Genomic DNA, 21,301 nt, shown 5'->3' on the forward strand with positions numbered 1-21,301 from the left:
AAAACCGGGTTAGACTCATAACAATAATAAAGTAAGGGAATAAACCAACAAGAATAAGAAGGATCTCTTTTTTTTAACCCGTCTACTTAACCGGTTACATTAGCGTTGTGTCTGATGATAGTCTGGGGATAACCGTAACATTAACTTAGGTGATACTACAATGGGAAAGTTGATTCAAACTACTTTTTTAACATTAATATATCTGGGGGGGATTGTGCTCTGTGCTGCCATGCCGGCCCATGCACAGCAGGTGAATGGTACCGTCACGGACGATGCAACAGGGGAGCCGATACCCGGAGCCAATATTTATATATCAGAACTGCAGACAGGAGCGGCCACGAATGCCGAAGGCCAATATGAGATAACCGATATCGAGCCGGGCACCTACACCCTGGTCGCTTCCTATGTGGGATACGAAGAATATGAGACCACCTTTAATATTTCCGAAGGTCAAAGCCTGACGATGGATATTGCACTGAGCCAGCGCGTGGAAATTGGTGAGGAGCTGGTGGTGGTGGGTTACGGAACACAGGAAAAGGAGGATGTCACCGGTTCGGTGTCATCAGTTTCTGCGGATGAACTGAATGAATTGTCTATTTCGTCTGTGGATCAGGGTCTGCAGGGACGGACTGCGGGTGTAGTGGTAACGCAGAGCGGAACAAAACCCGGTTCGGGAGCCAATGTTCGTATCCGGGGCAATCGCTCGATCAATGCGAGCAATGAGCCGCTCTATGTCGTGGACGGGGTCCCCATATCAGGTGGGCTCAGGGATATCAATCCGTCAAGCATCCAGTCAATTGAGGTATTGAAAGATGCTTCTGCAACAGCAATTTACGGGGCCCGGGGGTCGAATGGCGTTGTGATTGTGACGACGAACCGCGGTTACGACGGTGATCTGTCAGTGACCTACAACGGATCCATAGGATTTTCGAAAGCCCTGGACAGAGTGGATCGGATGAACGGTGAGGAGTATGCCGAGCTTAACCGTGAAGCGCACCGGGCGGCCGGAGCATATACCGATGACTCGCAGTTTTTTGAACCGGGGGAGCTGGAAAAGCTGAACAACGGGGAATGGGTGGACTATCAGGATATGATCCTTCAGACCGGAATTCGGCATAATCATAATCTGGGCATTTCCGGGGGGAATGAGAATACAAAATTCCATGTATCCTTCGGGGGGCTTCAGGAGCAGGGGATTCTCGAGCCGGAGAAATTCAGCCGGTATAATATCCAGATTAACCTGGATATGAAGGTTACCGATAATCTCACCATAGGAACAACGACGCTGGGAAGTTACAGTATCCAGGACGGAGGCGATAGGAATTTCTACAGTGAGGCGTTAAACAACAGTCCGCTGGGTTCCCCTTTTGACGAAAACGGCAACCTGGTGTTTCAGCCGATCAATGACGGGCAGCGCTCGAACCCCCTTATCGAGGTACTGCCGGACACGTATGTGGATGAGGAGAAACGACAGCGCATCCTGAGTAATGTGTTTGCGGAATACAGCTTTACCGACAATCTCAGCTTCCGGATGAATTTTGCGCCGGACATCCGTTATGAACGGGACAGTGATTTCCAGGCGTCACGCTCCCGCTCCCAGTTCATGGGGCCTTCCGCTGCGCAGAAATCCGAGGATTTCATTTTTGAATATACCTGGGAGAATATTGTGGAATATGAACAGGCGTTTGCTGACAAGCATACCCTTGCCCTGACGGGACTGTTCAGTATCCAGGAGCAGCAGGTCGAATTATCAAGCATGGAGGTGAGGGGCATTCCCATCCAGTCGATGGAGCATTACAATTTCGGAGCCGCCCAGGATATTCTGGGTACGGATACAAGTTTCGAGAAGTGGAACCTGCTGTCCACCATGCTCCGGGCCAATTACAACTATGATGACCGTTACCTGCTGACGGCTACCGGACGGGTGGATGGTTCCTCCCGTTTCGGGGACAACCACAAGTACGGGGTCTTTCCTTCGGTGGCGTTTTCCTGGAATATTGCCAACGAAACTTTTTTCAGCAGGGAAGGCTTGTTCAGCGATCTGCGGCTGCGGATCAGCTGGGGTGAAACCGGGCAGACGGGAATCTCCCCCTATCAAACCCTGGCATTGCTGGGACGTACCACCTATAACTATGGTGATGATCTGGCCTACGGCTACCAGCCTTCCCAGATTGCCAATCCGGACCTGAAGTGGGAAACGACAGCCACAACCAATATTGGTCTGGAGTTCGGTATCCTTGATTCTCGCATTACCGGAAGCGTGGATGTTTACCGGCAGGACACCAAGGATTTGCTGCTGGAGCGGCAGCTGCCCCCTACCAGCGGATACGGAAGTATTCTGGAGAATGTGGGCTCTACACGCAATACGGGTATTGAAGTGGGACTTTCCACGGTTAATATCCAGTCGGGAAGCGGTGACGGCTTTCAGTGGACAACCGACCTAAATTTTTCTTCCAACAAGGAGGAGATTGTTGAACTTTATGGAGGCGGGGAAGACGATGTCGGTAACGAATGGTTTATTGGTGAGCCGATTAATGTCTTTTACGAATACGACCAGGTCGGCGTCTGGCAAACGGATGAAGAAAGCGTAGCTGCTGAATACAATCAAATTCCGGGTGAAATCCGGGTCCGGGATGTCAATGGGGATGGCCAGATCAACGCGGCGGACCGTACCATCGTGGGCCAGGAGATGCCTAAATTTACAGGTGGAATGACCAACAGGTTCAGTTACAAGGGCATCGACCTGTCGGTATTCCTGTATGCGAGCTTTGGAAATACCATCTTTAGCGGAATTCACAGCACAGCCCTGGTCGGCCGTTATAACGAGCATGATATAAATTACTGGACGCCTGATAATCCGGTCAACCGGCATCCGCGTCCCACTATCAACAGGGAGTATCCGGTATACAACGATGCTCGCCTGCTGTATGATGGCAGCTTTATCAAAGTCCGCAACGTTCAGCTGGGGTACAACCTCCCCTTCGATATCGTGCAGAATGTGCTGGGAGCACAGTCGCTCCGGATATACGCCAGTGCGGATCAGCCGTTTATTTCCTCTCCTTATGTCCGAAAGCACGGAGGGATCGACCCGGAAAATCCGGGTACGGGCACCCCGGCGCGCTGGCAGATGAATTTTGGAATCAATTTAACATTTTAACACAACCGGATAATATTATGTACAAGTATTTAACAATTATCACTTCAGTACTGATAGCTGGATTGTTGGTGTCGTGCTCCGATCTGCTTGAGGAGGAGGTGCATACCGAGGTAAGCGATACGCGCTATAATACGCCTGATGGCTTCAATGAGGCGGTGAATGCCGCTTATTATCCGCTCCGTAGCTTTTACGGTACAGAGCAGGGACTGACGGCAACGGTTTTTGGAACCGATACCTACCGGGAGGGAGCCGACGGCGATTTCAAGTATATGAACCGCTACAGCAACGAACTGGACGCTTTTGATTACATAAGCGAATGGATATGGCAGAATATGTATGAGGGTATCAATATTGCTAATACCGTGGTTGCACGTGCCGAGGCAGGCGTAGATGGTGTAAGTGAGGATGAATTGACACGACGCTCGGCCGAAGCTCGTTTCCTGCGCGCGCACTATTATTTTATACTGGTTCAGCTGTTTGGCCCCGTTCACCTCACTACCGAAGAAACCGAGGGCGTAGAGCTTGAGGCTTCGCGTGCTCCTGTTGGCCAGGTATACGACCAGATTATTTCGGATCTGGAGTCCGCCATTGCCAATCTGCCGGTGGAGGCGGAACAGTACGGCAGGGCCACCAAGCCGGCTTCAGAACATCTTTTGGCCCGCGTTTACCTCACAAGAGCCACTTCGGAGGCCGCCGGTTCTGATGATTATCAGCAGGCAGCCGGTCTGGCGGAAACGGTAATTAATGAGTACAATTTTCGTCTGCTCGAGGATTTTGCCGATGTTCATGCCGTAGGCAACGAACGGAATGCCGAAGTTATCTGGGCCGTACAGTTTTCTGAAAACCCACTTGCCAACGAGTCGGCTGATGGCAAGAATGGCAACTCCTCGCACCTCTATTTCAATTTTCCTTATGACCAGGAGCCGGGGCTGTTTCGAACGGTGGAATTCGGTCGCCCGTTCCGTCGTTTCCGTCCCACTAAGTTTACCACCCAGGAGATGTTCAACCTGGATGACCGCGATGTGGACTCGCGCTATAAAAAATCCTTCAAGGATGCGTTCCGTGTTATCGACCCCGGGGTGTATGAGATAGACGGGGTTGAAAAAGATCTTGCCGAGGGGGATACGGCCATCTGGTTCCCCGGCTATAATATGCCGCTGGAGCAGCAACAGCAAAAGGATATGCAGGTTATTACGCCCGAGGAGTATAATTCCATTAATTTCCCGCCACTGTGGAAACATATGGATCCCAACCGGGCCGGGGTGAATGTAACGGCCGGCTCGCGCGACTGGCTCGCCTTTCGCCTTGCAGAAACCCATCTGATAGCCGCCGAAGCCTACTTTTATATGGACGGCGCCTCTTCCGTGAATGCGGTCAATCACCTGAATGTAGTCCGGGAACGGGGGGCGTGGCCGGGCGAAGAGGCTACCGTTACGGCCCGCACGGCCCCGGCACTGGCAAGCGAGGGGATAGACTTCATACTGGATGAACGGGGACGGGAGTTACTCGGCGAGGGCTTCCGCTGGTTCGATTTGGTACGAACCAACAAGCTTTTGGAACGGGCAAAAGCACACAATCCGGATGTAGTGCCCCCGCTGGGCAACCTGCAGGAGTATCACCGGTTCAGACCGATTCCCCAGGCACAGATTGACCGTACGGAAGGAGGAAGTGAGGCCTTTCCGCAGAATCCGGGGTATTAAGAAGCTGATGATCCTATCCATGCCTGCTGGCAAGTCCCCCGTGGCTTGCCAGCTTTTTTATTTGGAGGGTAAATGTAAGAAGTGTGTCTTAATGGGTGAAATATTTGCCGTTTCGCAATATAAACGATATCCTTTCAGCCTCTGTTAATTAAACAGAAGTAATTCTAAATAAAGAATAAAAAAGATGAAGTTAGTTGATCCCTCTGGCAACGAGGTAACAAGCAAGGAGAATAAAGACGCCAAAGAGCTGGAAAAGCAGATGTCCAAGAAGATCGAAGCACTGCTTGAACCGGTCATGAACAAGGTGAAGCTGTCCGGGGCACAAGTTCCACAGCAGCAGCTGATGCAGCTCAGTTCCGCAGCACAGCAGATGTTGTTTAACCGCATGATTTATAACCTGCTCCAGAAAGTCGGAGTTGAAAGCCTGGACGAAGTGCTGTCAGAAGATGATGTGGAGGAGCTGTCAACTTCGCTGAAAAACCAGGTGAAGATGGTAGACAACAGCGATATGCAGGAACAGATGAAACAGATGCAGCAACAGCAGCAAAACCCGGAGGACTAGCGGCTTATTCTGCTTGCCTTTTTGGGTATTGCAGATGTGCAGCTAAGCACACACTGCCCTATACTATCAGCATGGCATCACCGAAGGAATAGAATCGGTATTCCTCACTGATGGCATGCTGGTATATTTTTTTCATGTTCTCATATCCTGTGAAGGCGGCTACGAGCATAAGCAGGGTGCTTTTGGGGAGATGGAAATTGGTAATGAGCGCATCGGTGGCCTGGAAAGTAAAGCCCGGACGTATGAAAATGTCCGTTTTCATGGCTGTGGATGAAAAATGATTGTTGTGCTGTGCGCACGACTCCAGTACGCGCACACTGGTGGTGCCTACTGCTGTAATATGAGCTGCTTCATTCAGCTGTTGCGCTGTTTCCCGCCGAAGCCTGAACCATTCAGCGTGCATGGTGTGTTCGTCAATGGTTTCTGACTTGACTGGTGCAAAGGTCCCCAGCCCCACATGAAGGGTGACTTCTGCTTTTGCGATCCCGGCACGACTGATTCTGGCAAGCAGTTCATCCGTAAAATGAAGCCCTGCTGTGGGTGCCGCCTTGCTTCCTCCTGAAGAGTCGGGACGGGCATAGACCGTCTGGTATTCTTCAGAAAGTGATTCATTTTGCTCAATATAGGGAGGGAAGGGTGTGTGTTTGAATTCCTCGTAGAGCTTATGGCTCAGAGAGGGGGTGAGCTCCAGCATGCGTATTCCTTCTTCATCAATATCTTGGACGGTCGCTGATATTCCGTCGGCAAGTTGAACGGTCCGCCCCTTTTTGAATTTTTTTCCCGGCCGGACAAGAGCGCGCACGGTAGTGTCATTGACGGCATCCAGGATGAAAATCTCCTTTTTTCCGTCATCAAACAGCAGCCGGCATTTTTCAACCTTGCTGTTGTTGAGCACCAGCGTGGTCTCTTCGGGCAGGTAGTCCGGAAGATTGTAAAAGTAATCGTCGGTAATCGTATCTGCAGACCGGTTGTAGATCAGCAGCCGGGCATGGTCGCGCGGCTGCGCCGGTTCCTGGGCAATCAATTCTTCTGGAAGATCGTAATCAAAATCCGAAAGGGAGTAACTCATCATACTGTTATTTTCCGCAGGCTACCGCGGATTAATCTATTCTTGTGTGACAACGGGCAGAAAATAAGAAAATAGCTGTTTGTTTGTAGAAGAGCTTCCAAAATAAAAAAAGACAGCAAAAACGGCCGACAACTGGGTTATTCAAATGGTATCTCCAGCTGTCGAAAGTGTCCGCCTTCGCTCAGATTCAGGTTTGAGAGCGTAATTCCCAGCAGGCGCACCTTGCGGCTGCCCGTTTCCGTGTCCTTCAGAAGCTGTATGGCTGTACGGGTAATATCTTCGGCATCATTGATATAATGGTTGAAGGAAGTGCTCCGGGTAAGTGTCTCGAAGTCAGCATAGCGTACTTTCAGTGTTACCGTCTTGCCGGCCGCCTGTTTGTCTTTCATGCTTTCTGCAACTTTTTGGGACAGATCGGATAGAAAATTTCGAATCCAGGCAAGGTCGTCCACATCCTCAGAGAAGGTGCGTTCCTTGCCTATGGATTTCCGGATGCGGTGCGGCTTGACTCTGCGATGGTCGATGCCGCGCACAATGCGGTAGTAATGGCGGCCAACTTTTCCGAACTTTTCAATAAGTTCCAGCTCCGACCACTCCTTCAGATCGCTGCCCATAAAAATACCCAGGGCATGCATTTTCGATTCTGTGGCCTCCCCCACGCCGTGAAAAGCACCGATTTCGAGGTTGGCCAGGAAGTCTTCAGCCTCTTCCGGTAAAATGACGGCAAGACCATCCGGTTTGTCCAGGTCGGAAGCGATTTTTGCCAGGAACTTGTTGTGCGCCACTCCCGCCGAGGCAGTCAAACGGGTTTCTTCCTTGATAAGATGCCTGATTTTCCGCGCAATCAGCGTTGCCGAAGGCAATCCGATGTGGTTCTCGGTGACATCGAGGTAGGCTTCATCGAGTGAAAGGGGTTCTACCAGGTCCGTGAAACGGAAAAAGATGTCACGGATCTGGCTGGAAACTTTGCGGTATACTTCGAATCGCGGTTTCACAAACACCGCATGCGGGCAGAGCCGAATGGCACGGGCAGCGGGCATGGCGGAATGTACCCCGAATTTGCGCACTTCATAACTTGCGGCCGCCACGACCCCCCGGCCTTCGGGAGAACCGCCGACAATCAGTGGTTTGCCGCGGTATTCTGGAAAATCGCGCTGCTCTACCGAAGCATAGAAGGCATCCATGTCTATATGGATAATTTTACGGGTTGACTTATCAGTCATCTGCTCAGGCCGTGGCATGATCTGTTGTAGATCCGGATATTAGAATTCCAAATTCGATAAAAAAAAGTTATTTTCCGCTTTCGTAATTTTAAACATAAAACAGCGAAAGTCGAATGGAAGTTTTGGATGGCACTACAATATTTTGGTTGTTAGCCCTCGGGTTGCTTGTAGGAGGGGTTGTAAAACTGGTGATGTGGAATACAACGGTTGATCTGATTTATAACCTGGCGGCAGGAGTAGTCGGCTCCATTCTTGTTGGTGGACTGACGGTGGCTCTTGATTTGCCCGGGGGAATGCTTTTTGCATTTCTGGGCAGCCTTTCCATTCTCTTTATATTAAATGTTTTTCACATGCAGAGCCAGAAGGCGCACTGAATACCGGGCGGCCTGTAGGGGCTGAAAGATCCGGCTTTGTGCTCTTGCGCCGGGTGGTTTTGACAAGCGAAAATAACCGAAACTTCCTGGTATGCTGGAGGTTGGAGCTGTAATGCGCTGGCAGAGCCCCGCCTGAGGCACTACGTAGGGAGGCGGACAGGTTCTCCCCCGATGGTGTCATTTTTTTAAATTTGTATTGGCATCTTATCACAATTTTTTTAAGATTGCTTTCAGGGATTGTGATGAGGTGTACAAAAAAGGACTCCGACACAGGTTGGAGTCCTTTTTTATTTTCATGCCATTCTATGGGAGAGGTATCAGTGCCGGCTATACCATTGAACAGCACGGTAACTAGGTGTATCTGAAGTCACTCATCTATATATAATATGAGTATTATATCGTTGACTGATTAGAAAAACTCTTTTAGCTTATTGTTGTGGTGTTATGCAATCCCATTCCCGGACGTAAGGGAAAGTTTGTCCGGTGAATGAATACTGTGTCCTCATTTATAATTAAGATTGGAGGGGTTATATGTCAGCATCGTCAGTCTACTCGCTTTGGCTGCAGCCAAGTGGGGATGTCGCCTTTCGTTTACAGGAACGCATTAATAAAATGAGTGAAAAATATGAAACGCCCGCCTTTGCGCCTCACATTACACTGCTTGGCGGATTGGAATTATCTGAGACGGAACTGATTTCACTGACTGATACACTTGCCGCCTCACTTCATCCTTTTGAAGTTACGCTCACAAAGGCGGGCTATCATGACCAGTTTTACCAATCGCTTTTCATCCATGTTCGAAATAATAAAAGCCTGAATGCAGCACGGGATAGGGCGTGCCAGCTGTTTGATCTGGAGGATAATGGATATATGCCCCACCTGAGCCTGTTGTATGGCAATTTGTCTCAGAATGAAAAGGAGCGCATTCTGAACATAACGGGCCGGGAATTTTATATTACCTTTCCTGTGAAGAGTGTTGTGCTCATGCAAACCGAGGGCCGCCCGAGAGAATGGAGGAAAATTAATACGGCTGTGTTTAAGCTGAAATAATGACAGACTATTGGAGTTGATACTCTTAGGTAATATTCCGATTCTCATTTACTGTTGAGATTTACCAGATGACAACGTAATTAATCATCGAAAGGATTATTATTTATGTCTGAATATAAATTTTTTAAGCAGGTGAATCGGGCCTTCGATGAGGCTGCAAAACATTCTCGTTTCAAGAGAGGACTGCTGGATCAGATAAAAATTTGCAATAATATCTACCACATTACTTTTCCCTTGGAGCGCGATGATGGCACTATTGAGGTTATCCACGGGTGGCGGGTCGAGCACAGCCACCATAAACTGCCTACCAAGGGTGGCATTCGGTTCAGCATGACGGTCAATGAAGATGAGACCATGGCCCTCGCCGCCCTGATGACCTATAAATGTGCCGTGGTGGATGTTCCTTTCGGTGGAGCCAAGGGAGGAATCAAGATTGACCGGACCAATTATTCCGATAGGGAAATCGAGCGTATTACCCGGCGCTATGCCTATGAGCTTATCAAGAAAGGGTTTTTAGGTCCCGGGACAGATGTGCCGGCCCCGGATTACGGGACAGGGGCCAGGGAAATGGGGTGGGTGCTAGATACCTACCGCCAGCTCAAGTCAGATTTGAATGCGGAGGCCTGCGTTACGGGCAAACCCATTCCTCAGGGAGGCGTTCGGGGCCGTACAGAAGCAACTGGCCGCGGGGTCTATTTTGGTATCCGGCAGGCCTGCAGTAATGCCGGGGACATGAAGGAACTGGGGCTGGAGCCCGGTATAGAAGGCAAGACGTTTGTTATTCAGGGACTGGGGAATGTAGGCTATCATGCCGCCAAGTATATGACCGAGGGGGGCGCTACGATGGTTGGAGTGGCTGAGATTGAAGGTTCTATTTATGATCCCGACGGCATAGACCTGGAAAAATTGATGGCTTACAGGGAAGAGACGGGTTCCATCATGGGTTTTGAAGACAGCCGGGCTCTGGAGAATAATACCGCTGTTTTAGAGGCCGAGTGTGATATATTGATTCCCGCCGCACTCGAAAATCAGATCAATGAGAGTAACGCCGCGAATATAAAGGCAAAGATATTGGGCGAGGCCGCCAATGGGCCGACAACGGCAAGTGCTCATGAGACCCTGAAGGAGAAGGGAGTGCTCATTATTCCCGATAACTACCTGAATGCCGGTGGGGTGACCGTTTCCTATTTCGAGTGGCTGAAAAATCTGTCTCATGTCCGTTTTGGACGCATGGAGAAACGATTTGAAGAAGGGAGCTACAGAAAGATCCTGAATGTTATTGAAAACAGCTCCGATCGGTCGTTTACGGAAGAAGAACTCAAGGAGCTAGCACACGGTGCCGATGAATATGACCTGGTTGATTCCGGGCTGGAAGAAACGATGATTAATTCGTATGATCAGTTGAGTGAGCTTCGTAAAAAACATGATATCGATCTGCGTACTGCTGCTTTTCTCAATGCCATTGAGAAAGTGGGCGTAATGTATGAGCAAATGGGAATTTTCCCATAAAATAAGACAGGAGAAGAAGATAGCCCGGATGTCAGTCCGGGCGTTACTGTTACCTGATTCAATTATGAACAGGCAGAGATAGGCCGGATGCAATGACCCTGCACCTGGAACTAACGCATACTGACAGGCAAGGTCGCATATATTGACGATTGCTTTTTGCCTTGCTTAAGTATTGGCCGGGGAGGGGCGTTTGCAGGCATGTCAGGGTATTTACACGAGCATATATAACTGAATGGAGTTACGGATGGAGAAAAGGCTGACTACTGAGCGTATTAAACAATGGAATGAAGGGGTATACCACAAAGCATTTACTATTCTGGGGGCCCATACCACAGAGGAGGGCACTCATTTTGCCGTCTGGGCCCCCCATGCCCATTCGGTGAGTGTGGTTGGTGAATTTAACAGTTGGGATGGTCGTAAAAATCCCATGGAAAAAGAGGACTCCACCGGAATTTGGACGACCTTTGTTCCCGGTGTGGAACAGTGGGCCTTGTACAAGTATGAGCTTAAGACCGCAGAAGAGGCCCCGCCCTTCCTCAAATCAGATCCCTATGCGCGGGTCGCGGAAGTGAGGCCCAAGACGGCTTCCCTGGTATACGATCTCGATGGCTTTGAGTGGGAGGATCAGAGCTGGTTGGATAACCGGGAGGAGCTGCAGTCTTTCCGAAAACCCATCTCCATTTATGAAGTTTATCTGGCTTCCTGGAAAAGGAAAGGTCCCGATAACAATGAATACCTCAGCTACCGGGAATTGGCCCGGGAGCTGGTACCCTATGTCAAGGAGTCCGGATTTACCCATATTGAATTGATGCCCATCGCTGAACATCCGTACGACCCTTCCTGGGGCTATCAGATAACCGGCTACTATGCTCCAACCAGCCGGTTCGGTGAACCCAAGGATCTGATGTATTTTATCAATGAGTGTCACAAGCACGGCATTGGTGTGATCGTGGACTGGGTGCCCGGGCACTTTCCGAAAGACGAGCAGGGGCTGCAGATGTTTGACAGTACGCCTCTCTACGAGTACGCCGATCCCCGCAAAAGGGAACAGAAGGAGTGGGGCACCTATATTTTTGACTACGGGAAGCCCGGCGTTCGCAACTTTTTGCTGTCGAATGCCCAGTACTGGTGCGAAAAGTTTCATATTGACGGGCTCCGCGTGGATGCAGTGGCTTCCATGCTGTACCTGGATTATTCCAAGAAAGAGGGCGAATGGACGCCCAATAAGTACGGGGGCAATGAGCACCTGGAGGCAATCGATTTCCTGAAAGATTTCAATACCATTATCCATCGCGAGTTTCCGGGCATCCTTACCCTGGCTGAAGAATCAACCTCGTGGGAGGGGGTTACCAAACCCGTACATCACGGGGGGCTTGGATTTGACTATAAGTGGAATATGGGCTGGATGCATGACACGCTGAGTTATATCAAGAAGCAACCGGAGCAGCGAAGCGAAGATCCCGATAAGATTACCTTTCCCATGATGTACAACTATTCGGAGAATTTTCTGCTTCCCTTCTCGCACGATGAAGTGGTCCATATGAAAAATCCCATGGTTTGGAAGAGCTCGGGCAGTGAGCAGCAGCAATTTGCCAATCTTCGTCTGCTTTATACCTATTTTTTCAGTCATCCCGGCAAGAAACTGTTGTTTATGGGCAATGAATTTGCCGAAACGTCAGAATGGTCGGAAGACTTCGCGCTGCACTGGCACCTGCTGGACCATGAACGCCACCGGGGAGTCAAGAGAATGGTCAGTGATCTTAACCGGCTGTACCAAAAAGAGGCATCATTGCATGAGATAGACCGCGAAAACGAGGGATTTGAATGGATAGAGCTGGGCCGCGAAACGCCCTGCTTTTTCGCCTTTTTGCGCAAGGCGAAGGACCCCTCGGATCATCTCCTGGCTATTTTGAATTTTGCCGACTATTCCATCGACAATTATCATCTGGGGCCGTTCGACGGGGTGCAGTACGACATCATATTCAATAGTGATTCGGAATACTACGGGGGACAAAACCGGGGTTCTCACTACGGACAGATGGGTAAACAGCATGTTTCTGTTCCTTCTTTTACAGGTCTGTTGCTGAAGCCTGTTGATCAGTAGCTTTGCGGGACGGTATTTCACCGCGGTATTCTTTTGGGCGGAAACAGGGCCTTCTCCGCTTGTAAAGCCAGGCGGGGGAACAAGCCTGGCGGAACAATTTTGTTCTTTATGAGCTAAACCGTTTGTGAATAAGATCGGGTTTCATTTTATTACCAAGCTGTATTTTAGTATATTTGTTCGTTTAATTTGTCAAAATTGTAATGTTCAATGGCTTTCAAGCTTAATCATCTTCCCAGTCGTACTGAAAAACCCCGCGAAAAAGGAATGACACTCATCCTGGATAAGGGATTGAGCGTCCGCCAGGTCGAAGACTTTTGCGAGTCCTGTTCCAATTATATAGATATCGTGAAGCTGGGGTGGGGTACCAGTTATGTTACTCAAAACCTTGAAGATAAACTTGCCGTATATGCCAATGCGGACATCCCCGTGTACTTCGGGGGCACGTTGTTTGAAGCCTATGTACTGCGTGACCAGCTGGATGCCTATATGAAGCTGCTGGATCGATTCAAGATTGGCCATGCCGAAGTTTCAAACGGCACGATCTGGCTTTCCGACCAGCGAAAGGTGGAGATAATTCAGCTTATGAGTAAGCACTTTACAATTTTGTCAGAAATTGGCAGTAAAAATCCCAATGATATCATCCCTCCCTACAAATGGGTGAAAATGATTGAGCGAGAGCTCGATGCAGGGGCGTGGAAGGTGATTTGCGAGGCCCGGGAAAGCGGAACTGTGGGGGTTTTCCGACCCAACGGGGAAGTGCGGTCCGGTCTCATCGATGAAATTGCTGATCAGGTTCCGGTGGAAAATCTTATCTTTGAGGCTCCACAGAAAGAGCAGCAGGTTTGGTTTATCCGCAAATTCGGAAGCAACGTAAACCTGGGCAACGTCCAGCCGTCGGAAGTAATACCGGTGGAAACCCTTCGGTTGGGGCTTCGGGGCGACACCCTTTTTGATTTTTATTCTCTTGATGATGAGGATATGAATCAGCTCTATCCCGACCGCGAGAACAGCAAGTCGGAAGATTAAATCAATGAAATACCAACGAAGTTACTCCTATAACATATGAAAGTTTTATACGCTGCAGCTGAGATCTCTCCCTTTGCCCGAATGACGCATACAGCAGATCTGCTGCGTTTTTTACCGGCATCATTACAGGATAAGGGGTATGAAATTCGTATTCTGTTACCAAAATACGGTACCATTAACGATCGTAGAAACCGGCTGCATGAAGTAATTCGGCTCTCCGGCATTGAAGTTGAGGTGGGTGACAAGATTGAAAGCATGCGCATCAAGGTGGCAAGCATTCCGAACGCCAAGCTGCAGGTTTATTTCTTGGATAACGACACCTATTTCGAGCGGAAGGCGATGTTTATGAATCCTGACAATGGCGAGCATTACGACGACAATGATGAGCGCATCGTCTTTTACAGCAAAGGCGTCCTGGAAACTGTGAAGAAGCTGGGGTGGAAGCCCGATATTATTCATTGCCACGACTGGCCGGCGGGACTCATTCCATTGCTGGTCAAAGAAAAATATAATGATCTGGATCTTTTCAAGGATACACAGCTTATATATAATATCCATCATCCGGAGAATAATGGTGTATTTAATAAAAAGCTGCTCGACCTTATTGGGTTGCCGGATTCTTTTAACAAGGACAATCTTGTTGAGGGTGACAACGTTGACCTTCGCACCCTTGGTCTGAAATACAGCGATCACGTGGTCACCGGAAACCATCTGACCGATCAGCTGGATGATCTTTTTGCGAAGCTCAATATTACGCCAAAGAAAATTCAGGGTTCCCCGGAGAATGTATCCGACAAGTTCGCACGGTACTACGATGAGATAGCCGGGACTGAGGAAGAAACTGAAGAATCCTAATAAAATTATTAGAGTAGCATTTTGTTGCAAAAGATAATGAGCAGCACCCTTCGAAGTGCCGAAATAGTTCCTTTTCTAGTTGTTTTCGGCATGGCAGTAGCTCTGGCAAGTTGTGAAAGTCCCGGTTCGGTTGGTAGTGGATTGAGTGACTCCAAGGCCCAGGTTCAGGTTGTCCGTGATACGATTGAGGTGGTCGATACGACCGGCTTTAATTCGTTTTCGGGGCGTTATGCCTACTTTTCGGCCGGGGGCTTCAGTGATCCGCTATTTGGAGATCTGGCAGCCACGGGCCTTGTAAAACCATCTCTGCCCTCTCCGGATGACAGCCTCGAGGAGAATGCCACCATGAAGATGCGTATCATTTTTGACTCGCAGAATGTCTACGGGGATACACTGGCTAACCAGAGCTTCGAGATTTATCGAATTACGGAATACTGGCGCGACAAGGCCATTAAGTTGAAGGATAATCTGACCCTTGATGAGAGCCAGTCGCTGGCTACGTTCACGGTGGAACAGGAGGATTCCCTGGATGTGCCGCTGGATCCTGCCTGGGTAAGCAATTATTATCGCAAGTATGCGGAGTCCGATGATGCCAATGCGGATTCAGTCTATGCCAACGAAGTGCACGGCCTGGCACTGGTTCCAACCGGAAGTAATAAAATTATTCCTCTCGATGCACAGTCCACCCGGTTTGTGATAGAAAACCCGGAAACGGACACTTTTCAGGTGGCCAGCAGCCAGTGGGCGTATCAGCTCAAGCGGCAGAATGAACCGGCGACTGCCGAGGGAAAGGCTGCAGTCTATAATATGCTGGAGCAGATTCTGCACTTCCAGCTGGACATCTCCGATGTCGATATTACGGGACCCAGTATTGCCAAAGCGGAGCTCGTCTTTCACCAGGATGAGTTGATGATGGAACAATCTGTTTCCGGCTCGGTCAGACGCGCCCGGTCGCGTTCAGCCCAGCTGCACTTTGTAAGTCCGGAACAGACACCGGATAACCTTATAGCCGGCACGCCCGTCTCTACAGGCATCTATTCGGAGGAGGACCAGGCTTTTCATTTTAATGTGACAGCTTTTATGCAAAATGCCTTCATCAACGGATTTCCGGAGAATCGGAAATTTTATCTGATGCTGCCCGCTGATGGTGCAGTAAGGGCAAGCCTGTTGACGATTGATCCGGACAGTATTAATGCTCCAGAACTTGTAATTACCTATTTAAACAACAGCACTGACTAACGTTGAAAAAACTTCTATTTGTAGCGTTACTTTTATGTTTTTGCAGTACTGCAGCACTAGCCCAGTCGGAGGACCAGCAGGCTACCAGTGGGTCCGTATATTCTAAATTGGGCATTGGATTCCCGTCGGGCACAGCCAACATTTCGTCCCGGTCAATGGGGCTAACGGGGGTGTCGTATGATGAAACATCGGTTGCCAGTCTCACAAATCCCGCTCACTGGGGTAATACGGTATATGGACTGGGATATGGCGGTGTGGGAATCACCTCATATACGGCCAGCGAGGGAAATTCCGAAGCCACGAATGTTAATTTTGGCATGAGTCAATTCCAGCTGCAGCTGCCACTTGTCAGGGGCAGGTTTGGGATGTCTGCCTCTTTTAGCCCGGTGACACAGTCAAATTTCAGAAATTACCAGGAAAATGTTAAATATGTAGGCGAAGGGGCCGCCCAGGATACGCTGCTTTACGGTATTGAAAACCGTGGTAACGGCGGTGCCAACCGGGCGGAACTGGGCTTTGGATGGCGCATTACGCCAAACATATCAGTAGGATATGCGGCTTCTGTTGTTTTTGTTTCTCTTGATGATGCCTATACGGGCGTTTTTGCCAATACCGACTACCAGGCCGTCGGCTATACCCTTGAAACCAGCGGCAGTGGGTTTGGGAATCGGTTTGGAGCCCATATTCGCGTGCCCGGACTGCTGGGGTCGGAAGATCAGCTCGGAATAGGGGCCAGCGTAAATCTCCCTGTTTCTGTTGATGCAGAACGCAAACAAACCGCTGATATGGGCGTGCGTTCCCTTTCCACAAAGGATGGGGAAAACCTGGGAAGCGGAACCATTACCCTCCCCATGACCATCAATGCCGGTTTGAGTTATCATCCGAACAGGTTGACGATGTTTGCAACCGAGGGAACCTATGAGCGGTGGTCGAACTTTGACAACGATTTTAAGCCCTCGGAGAGTGATTTATTTGTCGATCGCTATAAATTTGGTTTGGGATTCCAATATTTTCCTTACATTACAGGTTCCAACAAGTTTTTATCGCAGTTTAAGTATCGCATAGGGGGTTCATACGATACAGGGCACTTGCAGATCCAGGGAGAAAAAATCAATACCTTAAAACTTTCTGTAGGACTGGGCATCCTGTCCCCGGGCTCAAATACGTCTAATTCTTCTATTGATTTAAGCTTTGAATACGGAATTCGTGGAACAAAAAGCACGGATTTGGTCAAAGAACAGATATGGGGTGTGCGCTTATCCCTGAATCTATCAGAATTAATGTTTTACCGGCCAAAATTGCAGTAGACAAAATAAATGGTGCGGAAACGAGTTTATAACATGAACCATAGATAAAAAATACGAGTTATGAAAAAGCTACTTCTTTTATCGGCTTTTATCTTATTCAGCAGTAGCTGGGCTACGGCACAATCTACCCAGGAGCCGCCAAGTGGGATGAGTGAGATACAAGCTTATTCTATATTTTACGAAAATTATAAAAATGAGTCCTATGAAGGGGCACTACAGTTCGGCCGGTGGATCTGGAAGGGCATGCCGGAAACCATCGAGGGGTATCCCAAATTCGATCTGAAGCGTAACCTGCGCCGTCTCATCACAATTTATTCAAAACTCGGTGAGAATGCGACTGACCCGGCTGTGGCTGAAGCCTATGCGGATACGGCTCTGACCATATTTGACAAGGTTTCCGAGAAATACGGGAGTGACCTGGATGCCTACCAGTGGTCGGTGCGAAAGGGCCGTTTCTATGAAACTCATGCCGATAATATAGAAGATGCCTCTGCCAAAGCCGCCGCGGAATACAAGAAGGCGTTTGAACAGAAACCCGAGGAGTTTACTAAAATGGGTGACGGTTACTATGTGCAGTCCATGCTGCAGAATCTGATTGCACAGGATAAAAAAGATGAGGCGCTGGCCATAATCGAAAAAGCTGAACCGCATGCCCCCGAAAAGCTCCAGAATTATTTCAGTAATGCACGAAATAAGCTGTTCGATTCTCCGGATGAACGCATCGCTTTTCTGGAGGGAGAGCTGGCGGATGACCCGGAAAATGAAGAGCTTTTGAAACAGCTTCAGGACATCTATGAGAGCCAGGACATGGTTGCCAAGTTGACCGAGATAAATAAAAAGCTGTACGAGATTAACCCGAATTACGAAAACAGCCTGGCGCTTGGAGAAAGTGCACAGAGTGATGCCCGCTACAGCGAGGCCATTGAATATTTCAAGGAGGCGCTGGACAAGGCTGAAAATGCTGATCAGAAAGCCGCTATCGCCCTGAATATTTCAAGCGCTTATTTAAACAGCGATCAGCTGCAGAGTGCACGGCAGTATGCCCGAACGGCGCTGGAGCACGACAGCGACTGGGGGAAACCCTATATCAACATTGCGGATGCCTATTCTCAGGCTGTGAACCAGTGTACCAGCAACCGAAAACTGGAAGTGGAAGACCGGGTTGTATACTGGCTGGTCCTGGATTATCTGAATAAGGCAAAGAGTGTTGACAGTTCCGTCAGCAGTGAAGCCAATAATAAAATTAATGCTTATGCGCCGGTAACACCGACTACCGAGCAGCAGTTTTTCAAAAACTGGAAAGAAGGCCAGCAGATCAGTGTTGATGCTTCTTTGAACTCCTGCTATGGTTGGATTGGCGAAAGCACAACCGTTCGCCGATAAGTTTTAACTGTTGGCAAAACTTTTTATCTTTACATACTTCAATAAATAGTGCAGCGGATGAGCGCTGCACTATTTATTTCCTCCTTCCAGTTTTTTAATTCAAAAAAAAATCATTTCATGTTCCTGCCGCAGAATGACGGACAGGAATATTAGACTTTAAGCTAAAATCACCGGATGTAATGGGACGTTCAAGAAATAACAGAAATCGGGGTCGCAATAATAACAAAAATGTATTCGTGCCACGATTTAACGACAATCAACAGGTAGAAGTGGCAGGCCGATACCGGGGTGTTGTGGAAATCAATGCCAAAGGGTATGGTTTTGCCCGCCAAGTGGACCATGAGTTCAGTTATGAACCCAGTGATCCTTTCCTGAAGCCGGATGAGGTAAAGCACCACAATTTACGGCCGGGATTGGTAATTGAAGGGGAATATGAAGAGGATAACCGCGGGCACCGCCATATTTATTCGATTGAAAAGATCAATGACCGCGACCCGATGGATTGGCAGCGGTCCACGCGTTTCGAACTCCAGACCCCCATCATGCCGGTCGATTACCTGAAACTGGGCCAGGAACCCGATAATATTGAGATGCGGGTGCTTGACCTGGTAGCCCCCATAGGAAAGGGACAGCGGGCCCTGATTGTGGCTCCACCACGAACGGGAAAGACGGTCTTGCTGAAAAAAATAGCCGAATCGGTGACGGCCCATTACCCGGATGTTACCACCGGCGTGCTGCTGGTTGATGAACGCCCGGAAGAGGTCACCGACTTCCTTCGGACGACAGATGCCGAAGTATTTGCTTCGTCCAATGACAAATCAACGGAGAGTCATATTCGAATTACGGAACTGGCACTCGGCTATGTAAAGCGAAAGGCGGAAATGGGGGAAGACGCCGTGCTGCTGGTTGATTCCATCACACGGCTGGGTAGGGCCTATAACAATGCACAGGAAAGCAGTGGGCGGACCCTGTCAGGCGGGCTTGACATACGCGCGCTTGAAATCCCCAAAAAGATATTCGGATCGGCCCGTAAAATTGAGGGCGGGGGATCACTGACCATTATAGCCACCTGCCTTGTCGAGACCAACTCCCGCATGGATGATCTCATTTTCGAGGAGTTCAAAGGAACTGGAAATATGGAGCTGGTCCTCGACCGGGAGCTGGCCAACGATCGCATCTTCCCGGCGATCAACATCAGCGCTTCCGGAACAAGAAATGAGGATAAATTTATCGGCGGCTCCATTGAAGAGCGTAATATGGTGCGACGCTACCTGCTGAAAAAGTCACCCAAGGAATCCATGCAGAGTCTGTTGAAGGTATTGAAGAATACCGATAGCAATGAGGAGCTGCTTAATCAGATTGCCGCAATGGTGTAAGGCTAACGATTCAGGAGGGATACACAATTGACTACGGAAGTTGTTGTTTATAATATTGAGTCAGCTCTGAATGCCCAAGAGGGCGGTGCAGACCGCGTTGAACTGTGTGATAATCCCGGTGGAGGAGGCACAACCCCTTCTTCAGGGACCATAGCTGTTTTGAGCAAGGAACTCAAAATTTCACTCTTTGTCATGATTCGCCCCCGGGAGGGTGATTTTTGCTATTCGGATCTTGAATTCGAGGCGATGAAACACGACATCCGGCACGCCCGCGAGCTGGGAGCTGATGGCGTGGTTTTTGGAATCCTCTCCCCCGATGGCAGCATTGATATCGAACGAAACCGCGAGCTGGCAGCACTGGCCCGTCCCCTGGAGGTCACCTGCCATCGTGCTTTTGATATGACGAAAGATCCAATGGCAGCCCTGGAAAGCTGTATCGAGGTTGGGTTTGATCGCATTCTCACCTCCGGCCAGCAGGCCCGGGCCCAGCAGGGCATTCCACTGATAAGCCGACTTGTAGATGAAGCCGGCGGTCGTGTTTCCATAATGGCCGGCTGTGGAGTCAATGAGGAAACCGTGGAGCAGATTATGGAGAAGACCGGCGTTGACGAAGTTCATCTTTCAGCGGAGAGCACCCGTGAGAGTAAGATGAAGTTTCGCAATCATGCGATTGCCGGTATGGGAGCGACGACGGGCAAAGAATATCTGCTTGACATTGCCAACGCTGCAAGGGTAAAGGAAATTCGCAGCAGGGCACTGTCTGTCTTTAAAGGTTAGGGTTGCATTCCGGGGCTGTTATGGTCTGATTACCATTCCCCGGTGATGTCTATGCAACAGATCCCTGACGGGTTATCCGCTTTTGTCGGCGATTGATTTGTGGTAACTGGCAGGTGATAACTCAAAACCCATGACATTATATATCCCAACAGAATAGCGCTGCTGTTGGTTTCGGATCTGCCGGAGGTACCGCGGTGAGCTTATCAAGGGCATGAAGGTGCCGGGTTAATAGACAGGCAGGGAGGGGTCGATCTCCTTGGCCCACTGATTGATGCCGCCCTGCAGGTTTTTAACGTCTGAGAATCCTTTCTCTTCGAGAAGCTGACACGCCTGGGCACTGCGCGATCCGCTCCTGCACAGGCATACGACTTCCTGGTCTTTTTGAGACTCAATTTCATCCAGCCGGCCGGCCAGTTCACCAACAGGGATGAGCGTGGCATTGCTGTAGTCTATTTTGGACTGGTACTGTTCAAAAGGTTCACGAACATCCAGCAGGAAAACTTCGTTATTGTCAATCTTTTTTTTCAGCTCCTGAACGGTGATCTCTTTCATGGATGAGATAATTTTGGGTTAGGGGAATAAAAATAATC

Annotated in this window: 17 protein-coding genes; 14 read left to right on the forward strand and 3 right to left on the reverse strand. The window is 49.4% G+C overall.

Annotated features, from left to right (window positions below; all coding sequences use genetic code 11):
• Window positions 1-160: 160 nt before the first annotated feature.
• The 3 genes from FN808_RS15050 (at window position 161) to FN808_RS15060 (ending at window position 5,419) form a co-directional block, all read left to right on the forward strand.
• Window positions 161-3,157 carry a SusC/RagA family TonB-linked outer membrane protein gene (locus FN808_RS15050; RefSeq protein ID WP_142715438.1) on the forward strand — a complete coding sequence of 999 codons (2,997 nt, stop codon included), beginning with the start codon at window positions 161-163 and terminating at the stop codon, window positions 3,155-3,157.
• A gap of 17 nt (window positions 3,158-3,174) precedes the next feature.
• A complete protein-coding gene (locus FN808_RS15055) occupies window positions 3,175-4,857 on the forward strand; it encodes a RagB/SusD family nutrient uptake outer membrane protein (protein WP_142715439.1) in 1,683 nt (560 codons plus the stop codon).
• A 184-nt stretch (window positions 4,858-5,041) separates the two neighbouring features.
• Entirely contained in the window at window positions 5,042-5,419 is a 378-nt protein-coding gene (locus FN808_RS15060) for a hypothetical protein (protein WP_142715440.1), read from the forward strand.
• 58 nt (window positions 5,420-5,477) lie between these two features.
• Here FN808_RS15060 and queA read toward each other — a convergent pair whose 3' ends face one another.
• Window positions 5,478-6,491 (reverse strand): tRNA preQ1(34) S-adenosylmethionine ribosyltransferase-isomerase QueA, encoded by a 1,014-nt coding sequence (queA, locus tag FN808_RS15065; RefSeq protein ID WP_246068368.1) that lies wholly within the window; start codon window positions 6,489-6,491, stop codon window positions 5,478-5,480.
• 134 nt (window positions 6,492-6,625) lie between these two features.
• Window positions 6,626-7,729 (reverse strand): DNA polymerase IV, encoded by a 1,104-nt coding sequence (dinB, locus tag FN808_RS15070; protein WP_246068369.1) that lies wholly within the window; start codon window positions 7,727-7,729, stop codon window positions 6,626-6,628.
• A gap of 95 nt (window positions 7,730-7,824) precedes the next feature.
• On the opposite strand from dinB, the gene FN808_RS15075 reads away from it, so the two are divergent.
• The 11 genes from FN808_RS15075 to FN808_RS15125 all read left to right on the forward strand — a co-directional run bounded on the left by FN808_RS15075 (window position 7,825) and on the right by FN808_RS15125 (window position 20,711).
• Window positions 7,825-8,085 carry a hypothetical protein gene (locus FN808_RS15075; protein ID WP_142715442.1) on the forward strand — a complete coding sequence of 87 codons (261 nt, stop codon included), beginning with the start codon at window positions 7,825-7,827 and terminating at the stop codon, window positions 8,083-8,085.
• A 531-nt stretch (window positions 8,086-8,616) separates the two neighbouring features.
• Entirely contained in the window at window positions 8,617-9,135 is a 519-nt protein-coding gene (locus FN808_RS15080; protein WP_142715443.1) for a 2'-5' RNA ligase family protein, read from the forward strand.
• Window positions 9,136-9,240: 105 nt separating this feature from the next.
• Window positions 9,241-10,644, forward strand: coding sequence for a Glu/Leu/Phe/Val family dehydrogenase (locus FN808_RS15085; RefSeq protein WP_142715444.1), 1,404 nt, complete (start codon window positions 9,241-9,243; stop codon window positions 10,642-10,644).
• A gap of 244 nt (window positions 10,645-10,888) precedes the next feature.
• On the forward strand, window positions 10,889-12,748 hold the full coding sequence (gene glgB / locus FN808_RS15090) for a 1,4-alpha-glucan branching protein GlgB (RefSeq protein WP_185958438.1): 1,860 nt from the start codon (window positions 10,889-10,891) through the stop codon (window positions 12,746-12,748).
• 207 nt (window positions 12,749-12,955) lie between these two features.
• The gene (locus FN808_RS15095) at window positions 12,956-13,774 is read left to right on the forward strand and encodes a phosphosulfolactate synthase (RefSeq protein ID WP_142715446.1); all 819 of its coding nucleotides are present in this window, start codon (window positions 12,956-12,958) and stop codon (window positions 13,772-13,774) included.
• A gap of 36 nt (window positions 13,775-13,810) precedes the next feature.
• A complete protein-coding gene (locus FN808_RS15100) occupies window positions 13,811-14,629 on the forward strand; it encodes a glycogen/starch synthase (protein WP_142715447.1) in 819 nt (272 codons plus the stop codon).
• Between the two features lie 21 nt (window positions 14,630-14,650).
• Complete coding sequence (locus FN808_RS15105) at window positions 14,651-15,868, forward strand: hypothetical protein (RefSeq protein ID WP_142715448.1); 1,218 nt, start codon at window positions 14,651-14,653, stop codon at window positions 15,866-15,868.
• Window positions 15,869-15,870: 2 nt separating this feature from the next.
• Entirely contained in the window at window positions 15,871-17,175 is a 1,305-nt protein-coding gene (locus FN808_RS15110) for a hypothetical protein (RefSeq protein WP_142715449.1), read from the forward strand.
• 60 nt (window positions 17,176-17,235) lie between these two features.
• Entirely contained in the window at window positions 17,236-18,558 is a 1,323-nt protein-coding gene (locus FN808_RS15115; protein ID WP_142715450.1) for a tetratricopeptide repeat protein, read from the forward strand.
• A gap of 236 nt (window positions 18,559-18,794) precedes the next feature.
• Window positions 18,795-19,934, forward strand: a complete 1,140-nt coding sequence (rho, locus tag FN808_RS15120) for a transcription termination factor Rho (RefSeq protein ID WP_246068370.1) — start codon at window positions 18,795-18,797, stop codon at window positions 19,932-19,934.
• 27 nt (window positions 19,935-19,961) lie between these two features.
• Window positions 19,962-20,711, forward strand: coding sequence for a copper homeostasis protein CutC (locus FN808_RS15125; protein ID WP_142715452.1), 750 nt, complete (start codon window positions 19,962-19,964; stop codon window positions 20,709-20,711).
• Window positions 20,712-20,936: 225 nt separating this feature from the next.
• On the opposite strand, the gene FN808_RS15130 is transcribed toward FN808_RS15125, so the two are convergent.
• The gene (locus FN808_RS15130) at window positions 20,937-21,263 is read right to left on the reverse strand and encodes a rhodanese-like domain-containing protein (protein ID WP_142715453.1); all 327 of its coding nucleotides are present in this window, start codon (window positions 21,261-21,263) and stop codon (window positions 20,937-20,939) included.
• Window positions 21,264-21,301: the final 38 nt, after the last annotated feature.

This window comes from Fodinibius sediminis, assembly GCF_900182555.1.
Lineage (GTDB): Bacteria > Bacteroidota > Rhodothermia > Balneolales > Balneolaceae > Fodinibius > Fodinibius sediminis.